The 11754-nt window shown below is 60.3% G+C and carries 10 protein-coding genes and 1 pseudogene; 6 read left to right on the forward strand and 5 right to left on the reverse strand.

Translation table 11 applies throughout. The features are described from left to right. Nucleotides 1–464: 464 nt before the first annotated feature. From AWB69_RS40220 to AWB69_RS40230, 3 genes are all read right to left on the reverse strand, one after another. Nucleotides 465–1784 (reverse strand): MFS transporter, encoded by a 1320-nt coding sequence (locus tag AWB69_RS40220; protein WP_062092339.1) that lies wholly within the window; start codon nt 1782–1784, stop codon nt 465–467. A gap of 138 nt (nt 1785–1922) precedes the next feature. Continuing rightward, complete coding sequence (locus tag AWB69_RS40225; RefSeq protein ID WP_062092340.1) at nt 1923–2681, reverse strand: SDR family oxidoreductase; 759 nt, start codon at nt 2679–2681, stop codon at nt 1923–1925. Between the two features lie 70 nt (nt 2682–2751). Continuing rightward, the gene (locus tag AWB69_RS40230; RefSeq protein ID WP_062092341.1) at nt 2752–4191 is read right to left on the reverse strand and encodes an aldehyde dehydrogenase family protein; all 1440 of its coding nucleotides are present in this window, start codon (nt 4189–4191) and stop codon (nt 2752–2754) included. Between the two features lie 340 nt (nt 4192–4531). Between AWB69_RS40230 and ppa the strand changes: the two genes are divergently transcribed. Both ppa and AWB69_RS40240 read left to right on the forward strand, forming a co-directional pair. After that, nucleotides 4532–5059 (forward strand): inorganic diphosphatase, encoded by a 528-nt coding sequence (ppa, locus tag AWB69_RS40235; RefSeq protein WP_062092349.1) that lies wholly within the window; start codon nt 4532–4534, stop codon nt 5057–5059. A gap of 532 nt (nt 5060–5591) precedes the next feature. Then, on the forward strand, nt 5592–6158 hold the full coding sequence (locus AWB69_RS40240; RefSeq protein ID WP_062092342.1) for a hypothetical protein: 567 nt from the start codon (nt 5592–5594) through the stop codon (nt 6156–6158). Between the two features lie 670 nt (nt 6159–6828). On the opposite strand, the gene AWB69_RS40245 is transcribed toward AWB69_RS40240, so the two are convergent. Continuing rightward, nucleotides 6829–7101, reverse strand: coding sequence for a helix-turn-helix domain-containing protein (locus tag AWB69_RS40245; RefSeq protein ID WP_269447523.1), 273 nt, complete (start codon nt 7099–7101; stop codon nt 6829–6831). Between AWB69_RS40245 and AWB69_RS40250 the strand changes: the two are divergent. From AWB69_RS40250 to AWB69_RS40265, 4 genes and pseudogenes are all read left to right on the forward strand, one after another. Then, a pseudogene (locus AWB69_RS40250) lies at nt 7101–7556 on the forward strand (transporter substrate-binding protein); the annotation flags it as partial. The gene AWB69_RS40245 and the pseudogene AWB69_RS40250 overlap by 1 nt on opposite strands. A gap of 53 nt (nt 7557–7609) precedes the next feature. Beyond that, nucleotides 7610–9040, forward strand: coding sequence for an amidase family protein (locus AWB69_RS40255; RefSeq protein ID WP_062092343.1), 1431 nt, complete (start codon nt 7610–7612; stop codon nt 9038–9040). Further along, nucleotides 9037–9582, forward strand: a complete 546-nt coding sequence (locus tag AWB69_RS40260) for an amino acid synthesis family protein (RefSeq protein WP_062092344.1) — start codon at nt 9037–9039, stop codon at nt 9580–9582. Before AWB69_RS40255 ends, AWB69_RS40260 begins: the two co-directional genes overlap by 4 nt. Before the next feature lie 74 nt (nt 9583–9656). Further along, a complete protein-coding gene (locus tag AWB69_RS40265; RefSeq protein WP_062092345.1) occupies nt 9657–10691 on the forward strand; it encodes a porin in 1035 nt (344 codons plus the stop codon). A 203-nt stretch (nt 10692–10894) separates the two neighbouring features. On the opposite strand, the gene AWB69_RS40270 is transcribed toward AWB69_RS40265, so the two are convergent. Then, a complete protein-coding gene (locus AWB69_RS40270; protein ID WP_156529146.1) occupies nt 10895–11200 on the reverse strand; it encodes a hypothetical protein in 306 nt (101 codons plus the stop codon). Between the last annotated feature and the right edge of the window lie 554 nt (nt 11201–11754).

The raw sequence follows: 11754 nt of genomic DNA on the forward strand, positions 1-11754 counted from the left end.
TTGTTTGAGGCGGTGTCTGGTGGATTTTTTATATCGCTGACGGAGAGTCAGTGGGTAGGACACTGCAAGGGGTATGCCAATACGTGGTTTGTGCTGATGGATAGCGGGTTTGACGCTGGGAAAAGGCGGCAAGGGGTATGTAGGGGTTAATGCGAATGCATTTTTTTGGTGCAAGGAAGGGTGGAACGCCTTGTGGCGGTGCGTCAGGCGTGGGGGTGGAGCGTGGTGGCAGTTCTGATGGGGGTCTTGGGTCGCGGCGAGTAGCATTTCGTCACGAATTCCGGATTTTGTTCCGCGACGGAAGTTTCATTTTTTATTGCTTTGGCCTAAGGCCTTTATAGAACGGTACAAGTTGGATAGGTTAAGACAGCGTGAATTTGAGTAGTTAATCAGTCGCGCGCTGTCCTCGCTCAAGGTGCACCGAACACGAGTGGGTTCGGTGCCTGACCATGCCAGAAACATCTCTACCGGTTCACCACCCGCTTCGGCACACTCAGCGCGAGCAACCCACCCAGCACCATGAACGCGGCGAGCATATACATGCCGCTGGCATTCGAAGCAGTCACTTGCTTCAACCATCCCACGAGATACGGGCTCAGAAACCCCGCCAGATTCCCCAGCGAGTTGATCATCGCAATCCCTGCCGCGGCACCCGTTCCAGCGAGAAACGCCGTAGGCAAACTCCAGAACAGCGGCAGCGTAGTGAGAATGCCCATCGTAGCCAGGGTGAGGCCAAGCATGGCCATTGTCGTATTCGTCGACCACACCACAGACACCACCAGTCCCAACGCCCCTACAGCCGCGGGAATGGCGATATGCCACCTCCGCTCGCCTCTTTTGTCGGCACTGCGCGCAACGAGCAGCATGCCAATCACCGCCGCACCAAAGGGAATGGCGGACAACAAGCCGATGGTCAGCGCATCCGTCACCCCGGTCGCCTTGATAATGGTCGGCAGCCAGAAGCTCACGCCGTAAAGTCCCATCACGAACGAGAAGTAGATCAGGCTCATCAACCAGACCCGCCCGCTCTTCAGCACCTCGCGCACGGGCATATCGACTTTCTCGACGTTGTCCTTAGCAATATTCCTCTCCAGCAACTCCCGCTCCTCCGCGGTAAGCCACTTAGCCTTCGCAATCCCATCGTCCATGAAGATGAACACGACGATCCCGACGACTATCGATGGAATGCCTTCCAGCAGGAACAGCCATTGCCACGCGTGCCAGCCGTTGACGCCATCGAAGTTCTTCATGATCCAGCCGGACACCGGACCACCGATCAACCCCGATAACGCGATCGCCGTCATGAACAATGTCGTCATGCGTCCGCGCCGTTCCGCTGGAAACCAGTACGTGAGATAGAGAATGATGCCGGGGAAAAATCCCGCTTCGGCCACACCCAGAATGAAGCGCATCACATAGAACATGGTGGGCGTGGTGATGAACATCGTGAGGGCGGAAATGATGCCCCACGTGATCATGATCCGCGCGATCCATACGCGTGCGCCGACCTTGTGCAGGATGACGTTGCTGGGAATTTCGAAGATGAAATAACCGAAGAAGAAGATGCCTGCGCCGAAGCCATAAACAGCATCGCTCAAACCAAGATCCGTCGACATCTGCAGCTTCGCGAAGCCCACGTTCACACGATCCAGATACGCCACCACGTAGCAGATCAGCAGCAACGGCGAGAGCCGCCACGCAACCTTGCGATACGTCGCCGCTTCGAACGCGGACGGAGGCGCGCCCGCGCCCGGTCGATGCAAGTCACCCGCAGTACTGGCCATTTTGTCTCCTGACTATTTTTATGGATGGAAAAACGTGCTGTTGGATTCTAGCTGCTCGCTATAACCGGCGACCGTTTGTTCTATTTGGGGAAAACACCGACAGAGGCGCATCCGGCGGATGCGCCTCTGTCAAGCGCGTCAGACGCAGCGTCCGCCGTCCACTTCCAGCGCGACACCTGTTATGAATTCGGCGTCATCGGAGGCGAGATACAAAGCCGCGTTCGCAATATCCTGCGGGGTCGAAAGCCGTCCGAGCGGGATCGTCGCGAGGAACTTCTGGCGGTTCGCGGGCGTGTCTTCCATGCCCATGAACTCTGATAGCAAACCCGTTTCGCCCATCACCGGGTTGATGCAATTGACGCGTATGCGGTCTGGCCCAAGCTCAACAGCCAATGCCTTGCTCGCGATAATCACCGCTGCCTTGCTGCCGTTGTACCAAACCAGACCGGGCCGCGGCCGCACGCCTGCCGTCGATGCCACGTTGATGAACGACCCGCCGCCGACCTTACGGAAGTACGGCACGAATTGCGTGATGCTGAAGTACAGGCTTTTCACATTCACCGCATAAACGCGATCGAATTCCGCTTCGCTAATGTCCATCACGGGCTTGTTTCGATGCGTCGTGCCCGCGTTGTTCACCACGACCTGCACACTGCCGAAGTCTTCGATGGCGGCATCGAAGAGCGTTTGCCAGTCGGCTTGTCTGGTCACATCCCCGGGTACTGCGATCGCCTTGCCGCCGCTCACGGCAATCTCGCTTGCCACGCGCTCGGCCGCCGCGCCGTTGATATCGTTCACCACGACGTTCGCGCCTTCGCGCGCAAATGTCTTCGCGATGCCTTCCCCGAATCCCGATCCGCCGCCGGTCACAATCGCGGTCTTGCCTTGTAGTCTCATGTCGTCTCCTGTGTCGACCAGAGTGGGCGCTTTAGCGCTTACTCTGGTCCCATGCAAAATGGTTGCTGTTTTAGCCGTGCTTGATGGCGATGGTTTTGAGCACCGTGAATCCATACAGCGCTTCGAAGCCTTTTTCGCGGCCGTGGCCCGAATGTTTGACGCCGCCAAACGGTAGCTCTACGCCGCCGCCTGCGCCATAGTTGTTGATGAACACTTGCCCCGAACGCACCTTGCGGGCAATGCGCATCTGCCGGCCGCCATCGCGTGTCCAGATGCCCGCGACCAGCCCGAAGTCCGTGCCGTTGGCAAGCTTCAGCGCGTCGGCTTCGTCATCGAAAGGCATCGCGCAGAGCACCGGACCGAACACCTCCTCGCGTGCGAGACGGTGCGCCGGCGGGACATCGCGCAGGAGCGTCGGCGCCTGGTAAAAGCCCGCTTCGGGCGCTTCGGCAATCACTTCACCGTGGGCGGCCATCGCGATGCCGTCGTGTTGGGCATCGGAGAGAAAATCCCACACGCGCTGCTGCTGCTTTGCACTGATGAGCGGACCGCAATCCAGATCGAGCTTGCTCGGCCCGACCTTCAACGCGCTGAACGCTGCCGATAACCGCTCGAGCAACGGTTCATACGCCGATCGCTCGATCAGCACGCGACTGCCCGCCGAGCATGTCTGCCCCGCGTTTTGCACGATCGCCGAGACGAGCACGGGCAGGGCGGCATCGAAGTCGGCATCGGCGAAAACGATCTGCGGCGACTTGCCGCCTAGTTCGAGGGTGACCGGAACGTGGTTGTCGGCAGCCATCTTGACCACCGCCGCACCCGTTGCCGGCGATCCCGTGAACGAGATGTGATCAATCCCCGGATGCCGCGCGAGCGCCGCACCGGCTTCGTAGCCATACCCCGTGACGATGTTCAGCGCGCCTTCCGGCAAGCCTGCTTCGGCGGCGAGTTCGGCAATGCGCAGTATCGACAAGCACGCGTCCTCCGCGGGCTTGACCACGCACGCGTTGCCGGCCGCGAGCGCCGCGCCGACGCTGCGCCCGAAGATTTGCAGCGGGTAATTCCACGGCACGATATGCCCGGTTACGCCATGCGGTTCGCGGATCGTGAGGACAGTGAAGCCGTTTTGATAGGGCAGCGTTTCGCCGTGGAGCTTGTCGGCGGCGCCCGCGTAGAACTCGAAATAGCGGGCGATGCCGGCCGCGTCCGTATGGGCCTGCTTCAGGGGTTTGCCGGTGTCGCGTGCTTCGAGATGCGCCAGTTCGTCCTGATGGGCAGCGATGATCATCGAAAGACGGTACAGCACGCGCCCGCGATCGGCAGCGCTCGCCTGGCCCCACGGACCCTCGTAAGCGCGCCGTGCAGCCTGGACGGCGCGGTCGATATCGGCTGCATTGCCACGCCCGAGTTGCGCGAAGACCTGACCGTCGGAGGGATCGATAACGGGAATGGTCTCGTGGCTTGCCGTCGTTACCCACTGGTTGCCGATGAAATGCTTTGCCTCTTCCATGCCTGACTCCTGTCTCCGTGGCTGTTTTCGGGGGTGAAGTACTATCGCTTGATTCGATTACACGATGCCTCGTTTGCGTTCACTTGTGTTATCGATCACATTGGTGACAGCCTATTTTGCGCCGATTTCCCCGTGTACCGCTGACGCCGAGGCGCGCATCTCGATTGGCTATAATGACGCAATTGCGTTGTTTCATGGGCGAACGCTGCGCCTCGACGCCGCGTTGCAGTCAGGACATTCGCGCCTCACGTGTATTGTCGCAATGCAGCAAAGCGTGACGTTAGCGCCTACCGAATGCGTTTGTCTCCAACACCGAATTTCCACTTTGAAGAGAGTGCATATGAGCTTTAACAACGTACCCGCAGGTAAGGATCTTCCGCAGGACTTCAACGTGATCATCGAGATCCCGGCGCAAAGCGATCCGGTGAAGTACGAAGCGGACAAGGAGATGGGCCTCCTCGTGGTCGACCGCTTCATTGGGACGGGCATGCGCTACCCGGCGAACTACGGTTTCATTCCGCAGACGCTTTCAGGCGACGGCGATCCGGTGGACGTGCTGGTGATCACGCCGTTCCCGCTGCTGGCAGGTTCGGTGGTTCGCGCACGTGCATTGGGCATGTTGCAGATGACGGATGAATCGGGTGTCGACGCGAAGCTGGTGGCGGTCGCTCACGACAAGATCTGCCCGATGACGGCGCATATGAAGACGGTGGACGACGTGCCCGAGTATCTGAAGGACCAGATCAAGCATTTCTTCGAGCACTACAAGGCGCTGGAGAAGGGCAAGTGGGTGAAGGTCGAAGGCTGGCAGGGCGTGGAAGCCGCCCACAAGGAAATCACTGACGGCGTGGCTAACTTCAAGAAGTAAGGTTGGCGACTGATCGTTGAGATGTTGAAGACCGCCCGGTCTTGCCATGAGGCAGGACCAGGCGGTTTTTTTATGCTGGAAAATTGATGTTGCAGTGATCCACAGCGCTGCCAAGCCACCGCGTAAAAACACCCGCTCCTACCAAATTCCGAGTAATCAGAAAAGTACGATTTCCATATAACCGTTGCGTAACTTACAACAATCCAGTTAGTAATTGAAATCTCTGTGTAAGGTTTCACGTTCGCCTCCAGATCAACAAGGAGGGGCGACCTTCCTGCGTTTCAAAACTGTCGATACTCCTGCTGCATATCCATGCTGGCTCTGATATCGCACACCCTGTCTTTTTTCGTAGCTGTTATTTCGTCTGAGAAAACCGAAAAAGGATACGTGGCTGAAGTCCGATGATTCCGCCGCGATCAACCGTCACGATTGACCTGCGACGGAGACTCCGGTGCCTTCCCGTTCGTGCTGGACAACGGGAAGGGGCGCGGCCGGAACGATACAAGCATGCGCATTTGAGGCAGGGAACATCATGAAAGAACTTAATGCAGGGACAATCACTGGCATGCAGAGCACCCCACTCATGCTATCGGCAAGCGCTGCTCCTGATCAGCGTTTGCAGCGGGCCGAAGCCGAAGTCCGTCGGCTAACCAGATGCATGGAGATGAAGGACCGGCAGCTCTGCGAGCTGCGCAAGGCGCTGGCGCATTCGGCGACTGTTCACTACTCATTTGAAAATCGCCTGCAGCGTGAACTCGATTCCCTGCGGATCATGATGCCCGTGAACGAGTTCCAGGAGCATCGGGGCAAGTCCGCTAGCGACCGACCAGAGGAGGGCATCGTCGTGAAACTGCCCTACGTGACGTTGATACTGTCCGTCCTGTTCGATGCGATGTGTACGTTCTGGGCGGACTGCGATCGCGATCATCCTCCGAAGTCTGCGACCGTCGCGCAAGCGATCGACGAGCGCCTGGGCTTGAGTTCACAGCGGAATGGAGATGCTTCGCGCAGCGGGCAGGCCTATGCGTCAGCTATTAGGCCGGACTGGGTGAAGGAGACTGACAACCGGCACCATTGCCGCCCTGCAGGCATGCGCTGATGTCAGGGGCCGGTCGTCTAGACTGTCGCTTGCGTGTGGACCGTTCTGTTGTCCCAAACTGCGAGGGGCACGTCGCCGCGGGCGCGCTCGCTTCAGTCGGATGCGAATGATCCGGCATGCCAGGATCCGCGAGCGGGAGCCGTCCGAAGCGGGTGATCGAGTTCAGCAGCGTGACAGGATCGCACTGGAGTTTGTGGAACGCGGCAGGGTCCAGATCGATTGAGCACGCAACGATATTGGCGCAGCCCGGCGCCGTGCCAGCGCGGATATCGCACAGATCGAGCCCGAAGCGTCGGTACAGACGTGCAACGGAGTGCGAGACCACGCCGATCACGCGTGTGGCGCCGAACGAGAGGGCGAGCGCCATGGCGTAAGGGAACAACGACATGCACGACGTTGAGCCGGCTCGATGGTCCGGCATCCAGATCCTGCGAATCGCGACATCTCCCGGTGACAGATATCCTATGGCAGGTCGTCAAGCCTGCCGGCAACGGTGTATGACATGGGCTCCTCCTGGTGCTAGCCGTTGACACGACGCTATCAGCGTGTCTGTGCCCCAGAAACTCTGAGCTTTGGGAGGGTGTCGACGAGTACCCGCGAGCGTGCAGTGATGCACGCCGCTTATACGGCGACGGGTAGGACGTGTGGTGGAATTGCGGGAAAAACAGATTTAGGGTTTTATGATGCCCTGTACGGTCGCGTGGACGGCAGCGGCCGTCCTGCTGCGGATGTTGAGAGCCTCCATTGCTTCTTCGATGTGGTAGTCAACGGTATAGCGGGAGCACCCAAGGATCTCGCCAATCTCGGCCGAGGTTTTCCCCCGGGCGACCCAGGTCAGACATTCGAGTTGACGCGGCGTAAGCAGGTGTGCCGCTCTTCTTGAAGGTACCAGTGCGAGGCGATGCAGTTCGAAGTGAAACTGCGCGCTGATCAGGTATGCCATTCGCGATGAAACCGCTGCTCGTGACGGACATTGCGCACGAATCCCTCTCGATTGCGACCACAGGCGCCTCGACCGGCACGATCGGCGTGTCGTCTTACTTCATGAGCATCGACAATCCGGAAAACCAGGCGTTCCTCACACGCTATACCGCGCGTTATGCCGATGCTCGTGATCCTCGGCTGGGAAGTTATGCCGTCGTGCTGCCGCACGGTGAGAACACTTATGCGGGGATTCGTCTATTCGCCGAGGCCGTCAGGTCGGCGGGGAGTGTCGACGCCGAGCGCGTCAAGGCCGCGCTGCCTGCTGTCTCCGTCGCACTGCCGCGTGGCAGGACCGGGGTGAGCCACGATGGTGGCCACGTGCTTTGCCAGACACGGATCGGTCAGGCACTCGCCGACAACAGTTTTTCGATCCTCGATTCCATCGGCCCGGTCACGCCGGTCTGTGAAGGATAGAAGTGTTCCTCTTGCGTGAGCGGGTTTATGCATCAAAAAATTAGGAATACGTAATGAATGACATTGTCATGCTCGGTGCTAGTCAACTGGTTGCCGGCTTCAGGCAGCGGACACTCTCGCCGGTGGAGGTCATGTGCGCAGTGCTGGACCAGGTCACAAAGCTCGATCCCGTCGTCAATGCGTTCTGCGCCATCGACGAGGAAGGGGCGATGTCAGCGGCTAGCGACGCTGAGCGCAGGTGGATGCAGGGTGAGCCGCGCGGTCCGCTCGATGGCGTGCCCGTCTCGGTCAAGGATCTCGTTGCGGTAGCCGGTTTTCCCACGCGGCACGGCTCATGGACCTCATCGCCGCAACGCGAAGGCGAGGACGCGCCGGCCGTGGCGAGGCTGCGGCGCGCAGGCGCCATACCGTTTGGCAAGACTACGACCTCGGAGTTTGGCAACAAGATCGTCACCGATTGTCCGCTGACGGGGGTTACCCGCAATCCGTGGGATACGCGGCTCTCGCCTGGGGGCAGCAGTGGTGGATCCGCGGTGGCGGTTGCGCTGGGCATGGGACCGCTGTCGCTTGCGACCGACGGGGGCGGGTCAATCCGGATTCCTGCGTGCTGGAGCGGTGTGGTCGGGTTCAAGCCCACGTTCTCACTCGTACCGGCGGGCAAAGCGGCGTCATGGACCGCGCTGTCCACGCTGGGACCGATCGCGCGCAACGTGCGCGATGCCGCGCTCATGCTCAGTGTGATGACGCACGAGGGCATCGACCGGCATTCAGGCATTGCCGGCAGTTCGGATTATTGGGCGGATTACTGCGCGGGGCTCGACGATGGCGTCGCGGGCCTTCGCATCGCGTACTGCGCGGCTCCCGCTGGCGTGCGCATCGAGCCGGCCATCGAAGCGTGTGTCAGGCAGGCAGCCAGTGCCCTTGAGGCGCTTGGCGCGCATGTTGTCGAAAGCGATGTGACGCCGCTTGCGGACTATTACGGCGATGGCTGCATGCATTCGGTCCAGTGGTCGGTGTACTTCGCGCAGCGTGCCCGGCATATGGAGGCGGCGCATCGGACATTGCTCGATCCCGACCTGAAGGCGCTTGCCGATGCAGGTGAACAGGTGGACACCGCAACGTTCGCTGACGCACTGCTTGCGCGTCATGCACTCACTGCAGCGATGGAGGCTTTCTTTCAGCGCTACGACCTGCTGCTCACGCCGACGTTCCACTGCAATCCACCGCCCGTACCGGGCCTGCCCGCCGGTCTGCGTACGGCACCTGCGCTGACCGCGTGGTGTAACCAGACCGGGCTTCCCGCAGCGAGTGTGCCGTGTGGCTTTGCCGGAGGATTGCCAACTGGTGTGCAGATCATCGGCCGACGGGGCGGCGATGCCCTAGTCCTGCGCGCAGCGCGGGCGTACGAGTCAGCGAGGGGCGCTTTCCCGGCACCAGCCGCAACGCTTGATCGTCCGGCAGACCGGATGGAGGCGCAACCATGAGCGTGCAGGTTACGAGGGTGGTCGTTCACTTGGTCGAGCGATACGCAGAACTCGGTGTGCCGGTCGTGCCGCCGCACCGCCAGGCTGTCGCGGCGGCCGTGCTGAAGATGGCAGATGAGGGCACTGATGGCGCACTGGACATGCTTTACGCGACGGGTGCCGAACTCGGAGCGCTCCTCACCGGGCGCGCACTGCAGGCCCTGGGTTGCACGCCAGCCGACATCCAGGGCTACGGGAAGGCGGCGCTGGTGGGCACGGGCGTGCCGCTGGAGTATGGCGCGGCGCTGCTTCATCCGCGGCTGGGCAAGGCGGTGCGTGAATGCCTGCCCGGTGCGACCACGATCATGCCGTCGGTGACGAAACGCGGCGCAGCGGGCGCCTGTCTCGATATACCCACGCACGGCATTGCCGATATGTGGAGCTTCGACCATTTCGACACGGTGTCTCTGTCGGTGCCCGACTCACCGGAGCCGGACGAGGTACTGGTTGCGATCGCGTTGGCCGAGCGTGGCAGACCGCTTGCGCGCGTGAGGCCGGGCTGAGACTCGGTCAGGGAGCTTGCCCGGCAAAAGGCGAAACCGCAGGACAGATCACCCAAAAAGACGAAGGAGAACACATGCACACGGATTGTCGGGGAAGATGGAGTAAAGGCGTCGCAGCACTCGCGCTATGCGCAGTGGCCGGGGCAGTGCACGCACAGTCGTCTGTTTCGCTTTACGGGCTTGCCGATTCGTTCGCGGGCGTAGTACGCACACCAGGGGCATCGGGCAATACCTGGCAGGTGGGCTCTGGAGGGATGACAACGTCGTACTGGGGCATGTCAGGCTCCGAGGATCTGGGCGACGGGCTGAAGACGGTCTTCACGCTCGAAAGCTTTTACCGCATCAATGGTGGCCAGACGGGTTCCTTCGACGGGCAGTCGTTCTTCGGACGCAGGGCATTCGTCGGACTCAGCGGGCGATTTGGGGAACTGACGCTCGGTCGCAATGATTCCCTGCTGTTCGTGTCCACATTGCTGTTCAACCCGTTTGGCAGTTCGTTCGTCTTCTCGCCCATGGTAGTTCACAGCTTTCTCGGGTCCGCCATGGGGGCGGCGTCGGTACAGAGCGATACAGCAATCGACGACTCGATCGTGTACCACACGCCGGAAGTCGGCGGCCTATCGGCAAGTCTGCTCTACAGTAACGCTGGCATCGCGGGCCATGCGGGACAAGCCAATTACAGCGCGAACGTGCTCTACTTTGCTGGACCTTTCTCCGCGACGGCGGCAGTCCAGAGCCTGCACACGGCGTCGCTTTTTCTCAATGGTGCGACCGAGCAGACGGCATGGCTTGTCGGTGGTGCGTATCGGCTTGACGCGCTCAAGCTCTATTTTCAGTACGAACGGGTGGATAACAACAACGAGGTGACCGACGATACCGTGCAGATCGGCGCAAGTGCCCAGCTCGGTACAGGCAGCGTACTGGTGTCATGGGCAGGCACGCGCCGGCGGCCGGTGCAAGGCGGTGACATCCGGTGGTCGACTGTGGCGCTCGGCTACGACTATCCGCTGTCTAGACGCACGGACGTGTACGCGGCTTGGCGTTACGACACGATGACCAGCGTGTCGTCAGGCAGCAGCGTGGGCGCTGGTATCAGGATGAGGTTCTAGCACTCGCGGCCCTGCACCCGTCACGATGTGGTCCGGGCAGCCGGGAGCGTGATGAGGCAATGGGCCGTTACGGGAACAGGATCGCGGCGAAGTTGCGCGCCATGATCACGTGGCGCGCGCCGATGCGCTGCTCTGTCCAGACGGCACAGTAGAAGATATGGTAGCTCGCGCATGAAGCTCGGCGCGCGGCGCGGATTGTCCAGTCAGATGTAGTCGCCGATCTGCTCAAGGTCACGCTCTACTTCTCTGGTCAGAACAATCGCTTCGGCCGCTCCGTGAGTGACGGGTACTTCGCTTCCAGTCTGTCGAAAACTACCCCGGTCGGTTTCGTTCGGCTGAGCCTCTCGACGCGCTCCACGCTCCATCCAATCGATCATCTCGGCTGCGGTAACATCCTGCCAACCGCCTTGCTGTAAAGGCAGGTCGTAGTGAGCGCATAGCGTTCTGTTCAGATAGAAAACCGTGCCGCTTTCCCGGGATGTACTGGCCACACTGGGTTTGGCCAGCAACAAGTTTCCGCAGCGCATTCTGCCAGAACGCGAATCAGCAGCGTGCTTTTCTCGGCCAGCGCCTTTGTCGCCGACCCGAGTTTGTTCAATTCGCTCTGTGAAAGGCGTACGCCGGTGACACCCGGTGCATTACGTTTTCGTCCGTTTCCTGACGGCACCCCAGGTTGGATTTGTAGCGGTGCACTTCGGCGCTGATGCGTGAACTGGCGAGAACAGCGTTATTTCGCATGCGAAATGGGAGCGATCATGGCTCCGCAAAAGAAAAACCGAGTGGCAGCGGCGTTTGAATATTGTCGACCATCATGGCCGGGATCATCTGTCAGGAGCCGGTTGACTTAGTGGCATGGCTCGCGCCGAAGAGGCTCAACTTCAACTTCGACGACGAATGAACCAAAGACCTGATGGAGCAGCGCGCGGACGGGTTGGGTTGACTGTTTGCCCGAATGTTTGTACATTTATGTTAACGAATTTCGTACGGGATTCAACTATGTCATTCCGAACCCATGATGTGGTACCAATTAGTGAAGCCCGGTCACGGCTGACGGAGCTGGCGG

The organism is Caballeronia udeis (genome assembly GCF_001544555.2).
Classification (GTDB): domain Bacteria; phylum Pseudomonadota; class Gammaproteobacteria; order Burkholderiales; family Burkholderiaceae; genus Caballeronia; species Caballeronia udeis.

Excerpts from the sequence above, each read along its gene's own strand:
- AWB69_RS40220 (WP_062092339.1), bottom strand. The coding sequence starts at position 1,784 with ATGGCCAGTACTGCGGGTGACTTGCATCGACCGGGCGCGGGCGCGCCT.
- AWB69_RS40225 (WP_062092340.1), bottom strand. The coding sequence starts at position 2,681 with ATGAGACTACAAGGCAAGACCGCGATTGTGACCGGCGGCGGATCGGGA.
- AWB69_RS40230 (WP_062092341.1), bottom strand. The coding sequence starts at position 4,191 with ATGGAAGAGGCAAAGCATTTCATCGGCAACCAGTGGGTAACGACGGCA.
- ppa (WP_062092349.1), top strand. The coding sequence starts at position 4,532 with ATGAGCTTTAACAACGTACCCGCAGGTAAGGATCTTCCGCAGGACTTC.
- AWB69_RS40240 (WP_062092342.1), top strand. The coding sequence starts at position 5,592 with ATGAAAGAACTTAATGCAGGGACAATCACTGGCATGCAGAGCACCCCA.
- AWB69_RS40245 (WP_269447523.1), bottom strand. The coding sequence starts at position 7,101 with ATGGCATACCTGATCAGCGCGCAGTTTCACTTCGAACTGCATCGCCTC.
- AWB69_RS40255 (WP_062092343.1), top strand. The coding sequence starts at position 7,610 with ATGAATGACATTGTCATGCTCGGTGCTAGTCAACTGGTTGCCGGCTTC.
- AWB69_RS40260 (WP_062092344.1), top strand. The coding sequence starts at position 9,037 with ATGAGCGTGCAGGTTACGAGGGTGGTCGTTCACTTGGTCGAGCGATAC.
- AWB69_RS40265 (WP_062092345.1), top strand. The coding sequence starts at position 9,657 with ATGCACACGGATTGTCGGGGAAGATGGAGTAAAGGCGTCGCAGCACTC.